Below are 16,596 nucleotides of genomic sequence, written 5' to 3'. Positions count from 1 at the left end.
TGAGGTGAGGGATCACTGAGAATCTGCGAGAGGCGTGAACACTCCGGCCCCCGACTCCGTATGGAGCCGGGGGCATTTCATGTCCGAGTCCGTCACGACACTGGAGCACGCCTTGGGACACAACAGGCGCAGACGCCCTTCCGGGGCGCGCCGCGCGACCTTCGGAGCATTCGCGCTGATTCTGGGGGGCGGCGGCCTGGTGGCCGTGAACGTCTTCGCCTCCGCGACCGAAGCCGACACCGCGGTCCCCCTGGGAAGTTCCGGAGTGGCGGCCACCGTCGACTGCCCCGACCTGAGCGAGCGGCTCACGACGGTTCCGGAGCAGGCGCGGCCGGACGTCGACACCGAACTCGCCCAGCTCGACGAGCAGATCGCCAACGCCTACCGTCACCTGCAGGAAGCCGCCCGCACCGCGGACGACGGCAGGCTCGACGAGAGCGCCGTCCTCGACCCGTTGGAACAGGAGCGGACCGCGACGATCGAGCGCATCGTCACCGCCGTCGACAAGGCCGGCGCCCGCCCCGGGGGACTGGGCGCCCTGGCTCCGTGCACGCTGCGCCGCACCGAGGCCGCGCCGGCGGACGCGGGCGACGGTGGCGTCGTCGGGCAGGAAACCGCTGGGCAGGACGAGGAGCGGCAGGACGGCGGGAGCGCGGAGCCCGGAAGCGGTGCGGACGCCGAGAACGGCGGAGCCGCCGGTGAGGGGCAGCAGTCCGGCAACGGCGGGCAGGCGGGCAACGGGCCCGTGGCCGCGGACTACGCCGACATCGAGTCCGTCCAGCCCGACAGCGCCGGGGCGTCACGGCGGCAGAACGCCTCGCGCGGCTCCTTCACCACCAGCTGCGGCGTGAACGCGGAGGGTCTGTTCAACTCCGACAACATCATCGCCGCCCCCGGTGTCGGCAACGGCGCGCACCATTTCCACGACTACGTCGGCAACCAGGGCAACAACGCCCTCGCCAGCGACGAGGACCTGGCCGCCGCCGACACGAGCTGCGCGGACCAGGGTGACAAGTCCTCGTACTACTGGCCCGTGCTGCGGCTGCAGAACGGCACCGTCGAGCGGGACGCCGAGTCGCCCGGCGGTGGCATCGAGGGCAACGCGGGCGAGATCGTCACCCCCGCCGAGGTGACGCTGACGTTCGAGGGCAACGAACGGGGCGAGGTCGCGGAGATGCCGCGGCTGCTGCGCATCATCACCGGTGACGCGAAGGCGTTCGTCAATGGCGACGCCAACGCCAACGCCTCGTGGAGCTGCACCGGCTTCGAGGACCGGCAGCTCAAGGACAAGTACCCGCTCTGTCCCTCGGGCAGCGACGTGGTGCGCACCTTCACCTTCCAGAGCTGCTGGGACGGGCGCAACATCGACAGCGCCAACCACCGTACCCACGTGGCCTTCGCAGCCGCCGACGGCCGCTGCCCGGACGGGTTCCGGCCCATTCCGCGCCTGGTCCAGCGCGTCGTGTACGACGTCGACGCGCCCAGCCTCCAGGACGGAGGGGAGACCGTCCCGCTGTTCGCCGTCGACTCCTTCCCCGAGCAGTTGCACAAGCCGGTGACGGACCACAGTGACTTCATCAACGTCTTCGACGAGGACCTGATGCGGGAGATGACCGACTGCATCAACAGCGGTCGTGAATGCGGTCCGGACACGCCCCCGGGAGCGGACCCCGGCGAGGGGGAGGGCCCGCAGGAGCAGCCCACCGGCGCCCCCGGCGCCTCACAGCCCCCGGCCGAGGAGACCGCCACGGCCCCGCCACCCGCGGATTCCGGCCAGGACGGTCAGGACGACGGAGAGGGCGAGGGGCAGGACACGGGGAAGGGGGACGGGCAGGACGACGGTGAGAAGCCCAAGCCCCCAGCCCAGGACCAGGAGCGGGACCAAGGCCAGGACGAGACCGAGAACCAGGACCGGGGCCGGGACCAGAATCAGGGCCAGGACCAAGACCAAGACCAGGACCAAGACCAGGAACAGGCCGGGACCAAGGGCCAGGACCAGGTCTCCGGTAACGGAACCTCCCCGGGCGCCGAGCCCGGGGCCGCCACGACACCCGCCGACACCGCGGAGGACGCCGGCAGCACCGTGGCCGCACCGCGGGCGACGCAGGGCACGGGTGGTGGCGACGAGGCCGCCGGGGCGGCGACCGTGCCGCAGACGACGCAGGGCGGTCTCGCCGAGACGGGCTCCGGCCTCGGCCTGTGGCCCGCGGCGGCCGGAGGCGTCCTCTTCGCCGGTGGTTGTCTGCTGCTGATCCGCTCCAGGCGGCTCTCGCCGTGACATCGGCATGACGTCGTCATGAGGACGGGCGGGCGGGATCGGTACCCGCCCGCCCGTCGCCGTCCCGGTGCTCCCTCCCGCCGCACCGACCGCATCGACCATGCCGACCGATCGAACGCGTCACCACCACCCGGCATCTGGCGCATTCCGACTATTGCCATTCTGTTTGAGCGGGCGCAGCCTGGACTCCGACAGGAGTTGGGAGCGCTCCCATGCGCCTCCGTCTCCGACTCTCCATCGCTTTCCCCCCACGCGAAGGAAGGCTGTCATGACTTGTCATGATCACCTCAAAAAGGTCAGGAAGGTCAGGCGTACGTCCACCCTCACTCTCGGCACTCTGACCGCCGCCCTGCTCACCCTCATCCCCTGGAGCGGCACCGCCGTCGCCCACGGCTCGGTCGTCGACCCCGCTTCCCGCAACTACGGCTGCTGGCAGCGCTGGGGCAGCGACTTCCAGAACCCCGCCATGGCGCAGCAAGACCCCATGTGCTGGCAGGCCTGGCAGGACAATCCCAACGCCATGTGGAACTGGAACGGCCTGTACCGCAACGGTTCCGCCGGCAACTTCGAGGCCGTCGTCCCCGACGGGCAGTTGTGCAGCGGCGGCCGCACCGAAGGCGGGCGCTACAACTCCCTGGACACCGTGGGCGCGTGGCGGACCACGGCCGTCACCGACGACTTCACCGTCAAGCTGTACGACCAGGCCAGCCACGGCGCCGACTACTTCAAGGTCTACGTCACCCGGCAGGGCTTCGACCCCAGCACGCAGCCCATGGGCTGGGACGACCTCCAACTGGTCACGACCACGGGCAGCTACGCGCCCAGCCAGAACTACGAGATCCCGGTGAGCACGTCGGGTCTCAGCGGCCGGCACGTCGTCTACACGATCTGGCAGGCCTCGCACATGGACCAGACGTACTTCCTCTGCAGCGACGTCGACTTCGGCTGACCCGCGCGGTCACCCCCCACCCCCGCGGGACGCACCGCGTCCGGCGGGGGTGGGGGACACGGGGCCGCCGCGGCCGACCCGGACTGCGCCATGCCCACCGGGGCATCGCCTACGCCCTCTATACGATGTCGCTCCGGAAGGGCACTGCGGCGGAAGGAGGCGGGACGTGACGGATCACCGGCGTGCGCGGCGCGGGCAGGGTGAGCTGGAGGCGCTCGTGCTGTCGGCGCTGCGCGAGGCGGACGGCCCCGCGACGGCCGGCTGGGTCCAGGAGCGCCTGGGCGGCGATCTCGCCTACACCACGGTGATCACGATCCTGACCCGGTTGCTGGAGAAGGGCGCGGTCAGCCGGGAGCGCGCGGGCCGGTCCTTCGCCTGGACCCCCGCGGACCAGGCGGGCCTCGCCGCTCGGAAGATGCGCAAGGTCCTGGACGCGGAGAGCGACCGGGAAGCCGTGCTGGCCAGGTTCGTCACCGGCCTCGACCCGGACGACGAGCGGCTGCTGCGCGCACTGCTGGGGCACCCGGGCGACGCGGGGGACGGCTGACACCGCATGGGGGTCTTCGTCTTCCTGCCGCTCGTCCTGCCCTTGACGGCGTGGCCGGTCGCCCGGCTGGCCGAGCAGCATCTGCACCCGCGGACCGCGACCGGGCTGCTCACCGCCGTGGCCGCGGTGATGGCCCTGTGCAGCACGGTGTGCCTGGCCCTGGTCATGGTGGTCGGCACGGCGCAACTGCCGGGCAACCCCCTGCCCGACGGCTGGTCCGACCCCGAGGTACGGGCGGCGGTGCCCTACGACGAGGTCGTCGGCAAGGCGGCGATCCCCGCGCTGTGCGCGGTGGTCGCGGCCTCGGCGCGGGCCCTGTGGCGGCACGGCAGGATGCGCCGCCGCGCGCACCGCGCGCTGGCCGGACTGCCGGGCACCGGGGTGGCCGTGCTCCCCGACGACGTGCCGTACGCGTACGCGCTGCCCGGCGGGCGCCGGGACCGCGTGGTGGTGAGCACGGCTCTGCTCGACCGCCTCGAACCGGCCGAGCGGCGCGCGCTCTTCGCCCACGAACGGGCCCACCTGGCCGCCCGGCACCATCGCTTCCTGCTCACCGTCCGGCTCGCCGCGCTGGCCAACCCGTTCCTGCGGCCGCTGCGGACGGCCGTGTCCTACACGACGGAGCGGTGGGCGGACGAGGCGGCCGCGCGGGTGGTCGGTGACCGCCGTGCGGTGGCGACCGCGATCGGCAAGGCGGCCCTGGTCTCCCGGGCCTCTCCCGCCGCCACCCTCGCCGGCCTCGCCGCGCCCGGACCGGTGCCGCGCCGGGTGGCGGCCCTGCTGGGGCCCGCTCCCGCGCCCCGCGCCTGGCCCTCGCTGTTCACCTCGGTGGGTCTGGCGGCCTGGGCCGCGGCCGCCGGCACCGCCGTGTCCGCGATGTCGTCCGCGAACGCCGCCGTGACGATGTTCCTCATCCTCCGCGCCGCGACGCCTCTCTGAGTCCCTCCTGACGACCTCCGGAGTCCGAGGAGCGGGCCCGGAGGGCTTCCGGCGGCCGCCCCGGACCCGTCCGACGGCCCTGTGGTAGCTTGCGCAAGCCAGTCGAACCCACCTGGTGGGTCAGGGAATCCGGTGCGAATCCGGAGCTGACGCGCAGCGGTGAGGGGGACGGGCGGGGCACTGGCCACTGGACGGCGCGAGCCGGCCGGGAAGGCGTCCCGTCCGGTCGATCCCGAGTCCGAAGACCTGCTGGCAACCCGCGCCGTGTACGGCGCGGGCCGCACCGTACGGACGGGCTTCGCGCATGAGCCCTCGACGCCAGAGGATCTTCCTTGCCCACAGCACGCCCCGTCGGCCCCCGACGCTCGTTCCGCTGTCTCTTCCCGGTGCTGCTGTCCGGGGTCCTGCTGGCCTCCGCCTGCGGTACCGGATCGACCAGCGGCTCCACCGCGTCGGCCGATGCGGCCGGATACCCGCGCACCGTCAGCGACTGCGGGCACGACGTGGAGGTCACCGCCCCGCCCCGCCGGGCGGTCTCCCTCAACCAGGGCATCACGGAGATCCTGCTCGCGCTCGGCCTGGGCGACCGGCTGGCGGGCACCGCCACCTGGACCGACCCGGTCATGAAGGGCCTGGAGCAGGCGAACGCCGACGTGCCCCGGCTCGCCGACGACATGCCGTCCTTCGAGACGGTCCTGGACGCCGAACCGGACTTCGTCACCGCCTCCTTCGCCTCGACGCTCGGCCCCGGCGGGGTGGCCACGCGAGAGCGGTTCGCCGAACTCGGCGTGCCCGCCTACCTGTCACCGTCCGACTGCGCCGGCAAGGACAACAGCGGCGACGGCGACGGCGTCCGCAGCGAGCCCCTGACCATGGACACCGTCTACGGTGAAGTCCGCGACCTGGCCGAGGTGTTCGACGTGGAGCAGCGCGGCGAGGAACTGGTCGCCGGCCTCGAGGCCCGTGTCGAGAAGGCCACGTCGGACATCGACGCCTCCGGTGTCACCCTCATGTACTGGTTCGCCAACTCCACCTCGCCCTACCTGGCGGGCTGCTGCGGTGCCCCCGGCGTCATCACCCGCGCGGTCGGCGCGAAGAACGCCATGGACGACACCCGCGAGGAGTGGCCGCAGGTCGGCTGGGAGACGGTCGCCGACCGCGACCCCGACGTCCTGGTCGTCGGCGACCTGACCCGCAGGTCCCAGACGGCCGAGACCGCCGCCAAGAAGATCGAGTTCCTGGAGTCGAACCCCGTCACCAAGAACATGACAGCGGTCCGGAAGAAGCGGTACGTGCTGCTCAGCGGGCAGGCCATGAACCCGACCATCCGTACCGTCGAGGGCGTGGAGAAGGTCGCGGCGGCCCTGCGCGCGTACGGCCTCACCCGGTGACGCCCGCGAACCGGGTGACCCCCGAGGAACCGGTGTTCCCCGAGAAACCGGCGACCCCCGAGAAACCGGCGACCCCCGAGAAACCGGTGACCCCCGAGGTGCCGGTGACCCCCGAGGCACGAGTGACGACCGAGGAACCAGTGGCACCGGAGGCGCGGGTGACGCCCGAGGGTCAGGGGGCGCCCCAAGCGCGGGGGGCGCCCGCGAACCGGGTGCAGTCCGCGAACCGGGTGCAGTCCGCGAACCGGGCAACGCCACCGGGCCGGGCGACGCCGCCGGGCCGGGCGGTCTCCACGGCCCGGCCGGGCTCCGGCGTGCGCGCGGCCGGCCGACGGTATCCGGTGTGGGCGCTGACCGGGATCGTCGCCCTGTGCGCCTCCGTGGCCGTCGCGGTCACCATCGGCCCGGCCGACCTGGGCGTCGGCGAGGTGTGGTCCGTCGTCGTCGCCCACGTCGGCGGTGGCGGTGCGGCCGACGGCGTCACACCGATCCGCGACGGCATCGTCTGGGACCTGCGGCTGCCCCGCACCCTCCTCGCGGCGGTGTGCGGCGCGGGACTCGCCGTGTGCGGCGCCGTCCTGCAGTCCCTGCTGCGCAACCCGCTCGCCGACCCCTTCGTGCTGGGCGTGTCCTCCGGTGCCTCGACCGGTGCCGTCCTGGTCGTCGTGCTCGGCGTGGGCGGCGGCGCGCTGTCCGTGCCGGGCGGGGCGTTCGTCGGGGCGGTCTGCTCCTTCGCGCTCGTGATGCTGCTCAGCCACAGCCTCGGCGGCACCCCGGACCGGGTGGTGCTCGCGGGCGTGGCGGCGATGCAGCTGTTCTCCGCGCTCACCTCGTTCGTCGTGATGACCGCGGCCGACGCCGAGACCACCCGCGGCGTGCTGTTCTGGCTGCTCGGTTCGCTCGGCGGGGCGGGCTGGACGGACGTGTGGACCGGCACGGCGGCCCTGGTGCTGGTCCTGGCCGTCTGCCTCGGACACGCCAGGACGCTGGACGCCTTCGCCTTCGGTGAGGACGCGGCGGCCGCGCTCGGCGTGCACGTGGCCCGCACCCGGCTGGTGCTGCTGTGCGCCACCGCCCTGCTGACCGCGGTCCTGGTCGCCTCGGCCGGCGCCATCGGCTTCGTCGGGCTGGTGCTGCCGCACGCCGTACGGGCGCTGACCGGTTCCGGGCACGCCCGGCTGCTGCCGGTCTGCGCACTCGCCGGAGCGGTGTTCCTGGTGTGGGTCGAGACCCTGGCCCGTACCGTCCTCGAACCGCAGGAGGTCCCGGTGGGCGTGGTGACCGCCCTGATCGGCGTACCCGCCTTCGTCCTCGTCCTGTACCGCACCCGGAGGACACGGTGACGCTGAGCGCCGAGCGGGTCTCCCGCACTGCGGGCGGGCGGCTCGTCCTGGACGAGGTCACCCTGAGCCCCGGGCCCGGCGCCATGACCGGCCTGCTCGGTCCCAACGGCTCGGGCAAGTCCACCCTGCTGCGGCTGCTCGCCGGCGTACTCGCCCCGGACGGCGGCGTCGTCACCCTCGACGGCCGCCCGCTGGACCGGGTGGGCCGCCGGGACGTCGCCCGCCGCGTGGCCGTGGTCGAGCAGCAGGCGGACACGCAGGCCGAACTGTCCGTGCGGGACGTCGCCCGCCTCGGCCGGATCCCGCACCGCCGGGCCTGGGCACCGGCGTCCGCGGCCGACGAGGAGACGGTCAAGGACGCCCTGGCACGCACCGGCCTGACCGGGCAGGCGGACCGGCTCTGGCACACCCTCTCCGGCGGCGAACGCCAGCGCGCCCAGATCGCCCGCGCCCTCGCCCAGCAGCCGCGTGAACTCCTGCTGGACGAGCCGACCAACCACCTCGACATCCAGCACCAGCTCGACGTGCTGGCCCTCGTCGCGACCCTGCCCGTCACCAGTGTCGTCGCCCTGCACGACCTCAACCTGGCGGCGATGTACTGCGACCACCTCGTGGTCCTGTCCGAGGGGCGGGTCGTGGCCGCCGGCGATCCCGTCGAGATCCTGACCGTGGACCTGGTCGCCGAGGTGTACCGGGTGCGCGCGGAGATCGCCCACGGGGCGGACGGCCGTCCGCACGTCCGGTTCCTCGGCACACTGGCGGGAGGGGTCGCCGAGCAGTCCCCGGCGCGTTCGGCCGGCGGCGGGGCATGACCCGTGGGGCTCGCGGCCGGGCCGGTGCCCGACCGGGCGTCGGCCGGCGTCAGGCGGCCGTCAGTCCGGCGGCGAGCACGGCCCCCAGCTCCCAGCAGGCCTCCAGGTCCGCCTTGCCGGGTTCACCGGCCACGCTCACCGCCGGCGCCGCGCGCCGCCAGCCGAGCCCCGCGGTGACCGACTCGATGCCGCGTACCGCGCCGGTGGTGTCACTGCCGCCGTGCACGTAGTAGCCGAAGGGCCGCTCCCGCGTGCCGTCCAGGCAGGGGTAGTAGACCTGGTCGAAGAAGTGCTTCAGGGCGCCCGACATGTACCCGAGGTTGGCCGGAGTGCCCAGCAGGTACCCGTCGGCCTCCAGCACGTCGACCGCCGTGGCCGCCAGTGCCGCGCGCCGGACCACCCGTACGCCCTCGATCTCCGGCGCGGTCGCCCCGGACACGACGGACTCCAGCATCGCCTGGCAGTTCGGCGAGGGCGTGTGATGCACGATCAGCAAAGTGGCCACACCCGAAGCCTGCCGCCCCGCACCCGCCCACCGCAAGGAACGCGACCGCGGACCACGGCGCGGAGCCGCCGCGCGGACCTCGACGACCGTTTCGATGAACGATCAACGGCTTTTCCAGCGTAGCAGTCGGTGGCCGGCAGCCGTGAGGGAGCGGCCCGCGGCCACCGGTTCCGGTGCCGGTCGCACCGTCGCACCGTCTCGCCGGGGCCGGTCCGTGGACGGGATTCCCGCGGGCCCGGGGACCGGAGGTACAGTCGGCTGGCCGCTCAGCCCGTGCCGGACCGGGCGCCGCGGCCCGAGGTCCCTCGTCGCGTCCGGCGAGGGGATGTGCCATGACCAGTACACAGGAATCGTCCGAAGTGACGCCGCCGGCCCTTGCGGTGCGCGGCTCATCGTCCGTGGAGGAACGCGTCACGCGGATACGGCGGCGCCTGGAGCGACTGATCGGCATCGCGGCGACCGAGGGCAACTCGCTCACGGTCCTGCGCAACGGTGACGAGATCTTCGCGGCGATGCTGGCCGGTATCCACCGTGCCGAGCACACCGTGGACATGATGACGTTCGTGTACTGGAAAGGCGACATAGCCCGCCGCTTCGCCGAGGCCCTCGCGGAGCGGGCCCGTGCCGGGGTACGGGTGCGACTGCTGCTGGACGGGTTCGGCAGCAGGCTGATCGAGGCCGAGCAGCTGCGGACGATGGAGCGGGCCGGGGTGCAGGTGACCTGGTTCCGCAAGCCGTTGCATCTCTCCCCGCTGAAGCAGAACCACCGCTGCCACCGCAAGGTGCTCGTCGTCGACGAGGAGACCGCCTTCACCGGCGGGGTGGGGATCGCGGAGGAGTGGTGCGGCGACGCCCGCAACCCGCACGAGTGGCGCGACACCCACGTCGAGGTCCGCGGCCCCGCGGTGGACGGCATCGCCGCGGCGTTCGCGCAGAACTGGGCCGAGTGCCACGAGGACCTCTTCGACGACCGGGACCGGTTCGTCGAGCACCGCCCGCAGGGCGAGTCCGTCGTGCAGGTGGTGCGTGGCTCGGCCAGTTTCGGCTGGCAGGACATGCAGACGCTGATCCGCGTGATGCTGGACTCGGCGGAGGAACGGTTCCGTCTGGCCACCGCGTACTTCTCGCCGGACGCGTACTTCGTGGAGCTGCTGTGCGCCACGGCGCGGCGCGGGGTCGAGGTGGAGATCCTGCTGCCCGGGCCGTACACGGACAAGCGGGTCTGCCAGCTGGCCGGGCAGCACTACTACGAGGACCTCGTCGCCTGCGGGGTGAAGATATACCAGTACCAGCCGACGATGATGCACGCCAAGGTCGTCACCGTCGACCACGTCGCCGCCCTGATCGGCTCGACGAACTTCAACCGGCGCTCGCTCGACCACGACGAGGAGGTCATGCTCGCCGTCCTGGACCAGGAGTTCACCGCGACACTGGACCGGCACTTCGACGCGGACCTGGAGGTCAGCGAGCTGATCCGGGCCGGCAGGTGGAAGAGACGCTCCGCCGTGCAACGGGTCCGGGAAGTCGCCGTCCGGCCCATCCGCCGGTTCCTGTGACGCGTGTCCCGGCCGCCCCGCGGGCCCTGGCCTCCCGGGCCGGCCGCGGCGCGGGGCCGCCCGTCGGCGCGCGGGTGGGTTCGCTCACGTTCACTCGTGCTCGGCGAGTGCGGGCCGACGGCGAGGCCGGGCCGACGACCGTGCGCGCGAGCGCTGCACGCGGCGTCGGCGCCGACGGGGGAGTCCCCGCCTGATCCACGGGTCCGGTGAACGCCTGTCCGGTGCGGTCGCGGTCGCGCGCGGCCGGGCACCCGGCAGGTGAGGGGCCGCCCACCGTGCACGGTGGGCGGCCCCTCACGTCATGACGCGTCGTCGTCCGGCGGGTCAGCCGACCGGTGACGCCGGTCCGTTGCCCGCCTTCGCCGGGGCGTCACCCGAGCGCTGCGCGGGGATGGCGACCGGCTCGACGGCGGCCTCGCCGGCCTCCTCGGCCAGGCGTTCCATACCGCTGGTGGTCTTCAGCGGCTTCTCCTTGATGAAGACCACGGCGACCAGCGCGAGCAGCGCGAACGGGGTGGCGACGAGGAACAGGTCGGCGGTGGCGACGCCGTAGGCGTGCTGCACGATCTCCCGCATCGGGGCGGGGAGCGTGCTCATGTCCGGGACGCTGTGCGCGTCGCCGCCCGAGCCGCCTCCGGCCGCGCCGGCGGCGCCCGCCTTCTCCAGCCCCTTGGTCGTCTCGCTCGCGACCCGGTTGGCGAGGACGGCTCCGAGGACGCTGGTGCCGATCGTTCCGCCCATGCTGCGGAAGAAGGACAGCACGGACGTCGCGGCGCCCAGCTCCGCCGCCGGCACGTCGTTCTGCGCGGCGAGCACCAGGTTCTGCATCAGCATGCCGACGCCGGTGCCGAGGACGGCCATGTAGAGGCTGAGCAGCCCGAAGTGGGTGCCGGCGTCGATCAGGGACAGCAGCGCGAGGCCAGCGGTCATGATGACCGCGCCCGCCACCAGGTAGCCCTTCCACTTGCCGGTCCGGCTGATCAGCTGTCCGGCCACGGTGGACGACACCAGCAGGCCGAGGATCATCGGCAGGCTCATCAGACCCGCGACGGTCGGCGACTTGCCCAGGGAGACCTGGAAGTACTGGGAGAGGAAGACGGTCCCGCCGAACATGGCGACACCGACCAGGAGGCTGGCGACGGTGGTCAGGGTGACCGTGCGGTTCCTGAAGATGCCGAGCGGGATGACCGGCTCGTCGGTGCGGGCCTCGACGAGGACCGCCAGGCCGAGCAGCACCACGCCGCCGAGGACGAGGGCGGCGGTCTGCCAGGACGCCCAGTCGAACCGGTTGCCCGCCAGGGAGACCCAGACGAGGAGCGCGCAGACACCGGCGACGATCAGGAAGGCGCCGAGCCAGTCGATCTTCACCTCGCGTCGGACGGTGGGCAGCTTCAGCGTGCGCTGCAGCAGGAAGATGGCCAGCAGCGCGAACGGCACGCCGATGAAGAAGCACCAGCGCCAGCCCAGCCAGTCGGTGTCCACGAGCACGCCGCCGATCAGCGGACCCGCCACGGTACCGACGGCGAAGACGGCACCGAAGATGCCGGAGTACCTGCCCAGTTCCCGGGGCGGGATGATGGCGGCCATGACGACCTGCGCGAGCGCGGTCAGACCGCCCGCGCCGACACCCTGCACGACCCGGCTGAAGATCAGCAGCGTCGTGTCGTGCGAGAAGCCCGCCAGCAGCGAACCGAGCACGAACATCAGCAGGGAGAGCTGAAGCAGCAGCTTCTTGTTGAAGAGGTCGGACAGCTTGCCCCACAAGGGCACGGTGGCGGTCATCGCCAGCAGTTCGGCGGTGACGACCCAGGTGTAGGAGGACTGGCTCGCGCCGAGGTCGGCGATGATGGTCGGCAGCGCGTTGGACACGACCGTGCCCGCCAGGACGGCGACGAACATGCCGGCCATCAGGCCGGACATGGCCTGGAGTATCTGCCGTTGGCCCATGGAGGCGGGAGGCGCGTCGGCGGGCGCCTGAGCTGCGGTCACGACTTCTCTTTCGACGGTGGTGAGGGTGATCCGCGCGGGCCGGGCAGGGCCTCGGCACTCGGGTGCGCGGGTCGGACGGCGGGTGGCACCGCGCCGGCTCGGAGGCCGGGCGGCGAGGTGGGGCGCGACGGGGCGCGGTGGGTCAGGCGGGTGGCGCCGGCAGACCGGCGGCGAGGAGGGTGAACACCTCCTGGAACACGTCGCCGAAGGCACGCTCCTCCGGACGGGCGCACCAGTGGTCGATGCCGACCCGGACGGCGGTGACCGCCGCCGCGGCCAGCAACCGGGGGTAGAGGTCCAGCGCCCGGCGTCGCTCCTCGTCGGACGCGGCCGGTGGGGCGGGCGCGTCGCCGGGGTTGCCCGGGCCGGGGGAGCCGGGGCCGGAGCGGATCCGTTCGGCGATGGCCTCGGCCAGTTCGGTCTCGTCCGCCAGGTGGGCACCGAGGCTGCGTACGAAGAGGTGCGGGGCGGCGCGCAGCACCTGACCGTGCAGGCGCCACAGCTCGTGCTGCTGCTCGGCCTCGGCCAGCTCCGCCGCCAGGGCGTCGCGCAGGGCCTCCAGCGGGGTGAGACCGGCCGGTGCGCCGAGCAGCGCCCGGCGCACGTGCTCGCTGGTGTCGGCGCCGGTCAGGACGAAGACGTCGTCACGGGTGTCGAAGTAGTTGAAGAAGGTCCGCACCGACACCCCGGCCGCGGCGCTGATCGCCTCGACGGTGACCTTCTCCGCCCCGTGCTCGGCGGCCAGACGTACCGCGGCCTCGGTGAGGGCGGCGCGCGTGGCCCGCTTCTTGCGCTCCCGCAGACCGCCGCTCGCGGCATCCTTCTCCGACATGAGGTGCATGCTATGCAAAAATGCATGCCATGCAAAATCACCCGTGCCGGCCCCGGGAGACGCGGAACCCGCCGTGCGCCCACGACGGTGTGCCCGTCACAGTGGCCCGCGCGGCCGGGAGCGGTCACACGGAGGAGCGGCCCTCGAAGCGCCCCCGCGTGCGGGGTGCGCGCCGCCGGCCCCGTTCGAACCGTGACGTGACCCGGACGGCCTGGTCGGGTACCCGACCAGCCCACGCGAGGTTGGGGTGAGCACGGGCACGTCCCGTGTCCGCGCGGCCCATCGCTGTCCCGACACGGAAAGGACCCCCGATGTCCGTCGACACGCAGCAGGCGCCCCCCGGGCTCACGGACGAGGAGCTGGCCGGCCTGGACGCCCACTGGCGCGCCGCGAACTACCTCTCCGTCGGCCAGATCTACCTGATGGCCAACCCCCTGCTGACCGAGCCACTGCGCCCCGAGCACATCAAGCCGCGCCTGCTCGGCCACTGGGGCACCTCGCCCGGCCTCAACCTGGTCCACACCCACCTCAACCGGGTGATCAAGGCCCGCGAACTCGACGCCCTGTGCATCTGGGGTCCCGGCCACGGCGGACCCGCGGTCCTGGCCAACTCCTGGCTCGAGGGGTCGTACACCGAGACCTACCCGGACATCACCCGGGACGCCGCCGGCATGGCCCGGCTGTTCAAGCAGTTCTCGTTCCCCGGCGGCGTCCCGAGCCACGTCGCACCCGAGACGCCCGGCTCGATCCACGAAGGCGGCGAACTCGGCTACTCCCTCTCGCACGCCTACGGCGCCGCCTTCGACAACCCCGGCCTGGTGGTCGCCTGCGTGATCGGCGACGGCGAGGCGGAGACGGGCCCACTGGCCACCTCCTGGCACTCCAACAAGTTCCTCGACCCGGTGAACGACGGCGCCGTCCTGCCGATCCTGCACCTCAACGGCTACAAGATCGCCAACCCGACCGTGCTCGCCCGCCTCCCCGAGGCCGAACTCGACGAACTCCTGCGCGGCTACGGACACGACCCGATCCACGTCACCGGTGACGACCCGGCCGCCGTCCACCGCGCGATGGCCCACGCCCTGGACACCGCCCTCGACCGCATCGCCGCCGTCCAGCGTGCCGCCCGCCGGGACGGCCTGACCGGCCGGCCCCGCTGGCCCGTGATCGTGCTCCGTACGCCCAAGGGCTGGACCGGGCCGGCCGAGGTCGACGGCGTGCCCGTGGAGGGGACCTGGCGTGCCCACCAGGTCCCCCTGTCCGCCGTCCGGACCGACCCGGAACACCTGCGGCAACTGGAGCGGTGGCTGCGCTCCTACCGGCCCGAGGAACTCTTCGACGAGCGGGGCGCCCCGCGCCCCGCGGTCCTGGCCGCCGTCCCCGAGGGGGCGCGCAGGCTGGGCTCCACACCCTTCGCCAACGGCGGCCTGCTCCTGCGCGAACTGCCCCTGCCGCCGCTGGAGAAGTACGCCGTCCCCGTCGACGCACCCGGCACGCGCACGCACGAACCCACCCGGATCCTCGGCGACCTGCTGCGGGACGTCATGGACGCCACCGCCGACCGGCGCGACTTCCGCCTCGTCGGCCCGGACGAGACCGCCTCCAACCGCCTCCAGGCCGTCTACGCCGCCAGCGGCAAGGCCTGGCAGGGAGGCACCCTGCCCGTCGACGAGGACCTCGACCGGCACGGGCGGGTCATGGAGATCCTCTCCGAACACACCTGCCAGGGCTGGCTGGAGGGCTACCTCCTCACCGGCCGGCACGGACTGTTCTCCTGCTACGAGGCCTTCGTCCACATCGTCGACTCGATGGTCAACCAGCACGTCAAGTGGCTGCGCGTGACCCGCCGCCTGCCCTGGCGCGCCCCCATCGCCTCCCTCAACTACCTGCTCACCTCCCACGTCTGGCGCCAGGACCACAACGGCTTCTCCCACCAGGACCCCGGCTTCGTCGACCACATCCTCAACAAGAGCCCCGAAGCCGTACGGGTCTACCTGCCACCGGACGCCAACACCCTGCTCTCCGTCGCCGACCACGTCCTGCGCAGCAAGGACTACGTCAACGTCGTCGTCGCCGGCAAACAGCCCTGCTTCGACTGGCTGTCCATGGAAGAGGCCCGGGTGCACTGCGCGCGCGGTGCCGGTGTCTGGGACTGGGCCGGCACCGAGGACGGCACCCGCGAACCCGACGTGGTGCTCGCCTGCGCGGGCGACGTGCCGACCCAGGAGGTACTGGCCGCCGCCCAGCTCGTCCGCCGCCACCTGCCCGACCTCGTGGTACGCGTGGTCAACGTGGTCGACATCGCCCGGCTGCTGCCCAGCGGGGAACACCCGCACGCCATGAGCGACTTCGAGTACGACGGCCTGTTCACCAGCGACAAGCCGGTCGTCTTCGCCTACCACGGGTACCCCTGGCTGATCCACCGGCTCACCTACCGGCGCACCGGCCACGAGCATCTGCACGTGCGCGGCTACAAGGAGATCGGGACCACCACCACGCCCTTCGACATGGTGGTCGCCAACGACATGGACCGCTACCGCCTCGTCATGGACGTCATCGACCGCGTCCCCGGCCTCGCCGTGCGCGCGGCGGCGGTACGGCAGCGGATGGCGGACGCCCGGCTGCGCCACCACGACTGGATCCGCGAACACGGAGTCGACCTGCCCGAGGTCGCCGACTGGGCCTGGGACGGCTGAGAACGGACCGGGCACAACCGGCTCACCTCCACCGTCGCCGGACGCGAGGTGGAGGACGGGGAGGACGGGGAGGACGTGGAGGACGAGGACAGGGCCGGCCTCCCCGACTGACCGCCGGGGCCGTCAGTCCCACAGGGGGTAGGTCACCGTGCGGGGGAAGCCGTCCGGCCGGCCGTCGGTGTAGGTCAGGGTCATCCGGGTGTAGTGCCACTCTCCCGGGTCCTTGCCCCAGGTCCGCGGCTGGTCGAGCCGGACGGTCACGGGGTAGGAGCGGAACGAGCCCGCGGCGCAGTAGGGGACGCAGTCGTTGACGGCGTTGCTGCCCCGGCCCACCGCGGCGTCCGCGTCCCAGCGGGACCAGTGCAGCGAGACCAGGTGGCTGTTGCCGTCCCCGCAGGCGAGCACGAACGCCTCGGGCCGTACGTCGGGCCGTGAGGAGCAGTCGACCAGCACGGGGTCCCGGGTCCGCTGCGAGGCGTTTTCCGCGGACGGCGCGGCGGAGGCCGTGCCCAGGGGTACTGCGAGCGAGGCGGCGGCACAGAGCGTGACCGCTGCCTTCATCGGGTTCCTGCCCATGTCTGCTCCCAGCCGTCTCGGGATCGCTCGGCTCCGCTCTCCCCGTTCCGACCGTACGACCGTGTCCGGTCTCGCACCACTCGTGCGGAGTAGCCACCGGACGCGGCCGGCGCCCCGGGGCCACTCCGCCGTCGCACGGCTCGGTGGACTTCCCGCCGGCGTGCACGCGGCCCCGCACGGGCG

13 protein-coding genes and 1 riboswitch are annotated in these 16,596 nt (G+C 72.9%); of the genes, 9 read left to right on the top strand and 4 right to left on the bottom strand.

The window, feature by feature from the left end; all coding sequences use genetic code 11:
* The first annotated feature begins 79 nt into the window (after positions 1-79).
* From ACVV2G_RS15945 to ACVV2G_RS15915, 7 genes are all read left to right on the top strand, one after another.
* The gene (locus tag ACVV2G_RS15945) at positions 80-2,278 is read left to right on the top strand and encodes a DUF1996 domain-containing protein (RefSeq protein ID WP_453843343.1); all 2,199 of its coding nucleotides are present in this window, start codon (positions 80-82) and stop codon (positions 2,276-2,278) included.
* 268 nt (positions 2,279-2,546) lie between these two features.
* Positions 2,547-3,227 carry a lytic polysaccharide monooxygenase auxiliary activity family 9 protein gene (locus ACVV2G_RS15940; RefSeq protein WP_453843342.1) on the top strand — a complete coding sequence of 227 codons (681 nt, stop codon included), beginning with the start codon at positions 2,547-2,549 and terminating at the stop codon, positions 3,225-3,227.
* A gap of 166 nt (positions 3,228-3,393) precedes the next feature.
* Positions 3,394-3,774 (top strand): BlaI/MecI/CopY family transcriptional regulator, encoded by a 381-nt coding sequence (locus ACVV2G_RS15935; protein WP_453843341.1) that lies wholly within the window; start codon positions 3,394-3,396, stop codon positions 3,772-3,774.
* A 6-nt stretch (positions 3,775-3,780) separates the two neighbouring features.
* A complete protein-coding gene (locus ACVV2G_RS15930; RefSeq protein ID WP_453843340.1) occupies positions 3,781-4,713 on the top strand; it encodes a M56 family metallopeptidase in 933 nt (310 codons plus the stop codon).
* Between the two features lie 82 nt (positions 4,714-4,795).
* Positions 4,796-4,981, top strand: a riboswitch (cobalamin riboswitch).
* 64 nt (positions 4,982-5,045) lie between these two features.
* A complete protein-coding gene (locus ACVV2G_RS15925; RefSeq protein WP_453843339.1) occupies positions 5,046-6,104 on the top strand; it encodes an ABC transporter substrate-binding protein in 1,059 nt (352 codons plus the stop codon).
* A gap of 314 nt (positions 6,105-6,418) precedes the next feature.
* Positions 6,419-7,447 carry a FecCD family ABC transporter permease gene (locus ACVV2G_RS15920; protein ID WP_453843516.1) on the top strand — a complete coding sequence of 343 codons (1,029 nt, stop codon included), beginning with the start codon at positions 6,419-6,421 and terminating at the stop codon, positions 7,445-7,447.
* Positions 7,444-8,259 (top strand): ABC transporter ATP-binding protein, encoded by an 816-nt coding sequence (locus ACVV2G_RS15915; protein ID WP_453843338.1) that lies wholly within the window; start codon positions 7,444-7,446, stop codon positions 8,257-8,259. The genes ACVV2G_RS15920 and ACVV2G_RS15915 overlap by 4 nt, the downstream gene beginning before the upstream one ends.
* 49 nt (positions 8,260-8,308) lie before the next feature.
* Here the strand turns inward: ACVV2G_RS15915 and ACVV2G_RS15910 are convergent, their stop codons facing one another.
* A complete protein-coding gene (locus tag ACVV2G_RS15910; RefSeq protein WP_453843337.1) occupies positions 8,309-8,764 on the bottom strand; it encodes a flavodoxin family protein in 456 nt (151 codons plus the stop codon).
* A 332-nt stretch (positions 8,765-9,096) separates the two neighbouring features.
* Between ACVV2G_RS15910 and ACVV2G_RS15905 the strand changes: the two genes are divergently transcribed.
* A complete protein-coding gene (locus tag ACVV2G_RS15905) occupies positions 9,097-10,320 on the top strand; it encodes a phospholipase D-like domain-containing protein (RefSeq protein WP_453843336.1) in 1,224 nt (407 codons plus the stop codon).
* A gap of 324 nt (positions 10,321-10,644) precedes the next feature.
* Here ACVV2G_RS15905 and ACVV2G_RS15900 read toward each other — a convergent pair whose 3' ends face one another.
* On the bottom strand, positions 10,645-12,267 hold the full coding sequence (locus ACVV2G_RS15900) for an MDR family MFS transporter (RefSeq protein ID WP_453843515.1): 1,623 nt from the start codon (positions 12,265-12,267) through the stop codon (positions 10,645-10,647).
* A 184-nt stretch (positions 12,268-12,451) separates the two neighbouring features.
* The gene (locus ACVV2G_RS15895) at positions 12,452-13,150 is read right to left on the bottom strand and encodes a TetR/AcrR family transcriptional regulator (protein ID WP_453843335.1); all 699 of its coding nucleotides are present in this window, start codon (positions 13,148-13,150) and stop codon (positions 12,452-12,454) included.
* Positions 13,151-13,452: 302 nt separating this feature from the next.
* Between ACVV2G_RS15895 and ACVV2G_RS15890 the strand changes: the two genes are divergently transcribed.
* Positions 13,453-15,837, top strand: coding sequence for a phosphoketolase family protein (locus ACVV2G_RS15890; protein WP_453843334.1), 2,385 nt, complete (start codon positions 13,453-13,455; stop codon positions 15,835-15,837).
* A gap of 123 nt (positions 15,838-15,960) precedes the next feature.
* Here ACVV2G_RS15890 and ACVV2G_RS15885 read toward each other — a convergent pair whose 3' ends face one another.
* Positions 15,961-16,413 (bottom strand): hypothetical protein, encoded by a 453-nt coding sequence (locus ACVV2G_RS15885; protein WP_453843333.1) that lies wholly within the window; start codon positions 16,411-16,413, stop codon positions 15,961-15,963.
* Between the last annotated feature and the right edge of the window lie 183 nt (positions 16,414-16,596).

Source organism: Streptomyces sp. JK94 (genome assembly GCF_053613315.1).
This window is presented reverse-complemented; position numbering and strand designations above follow the sequence as displayed.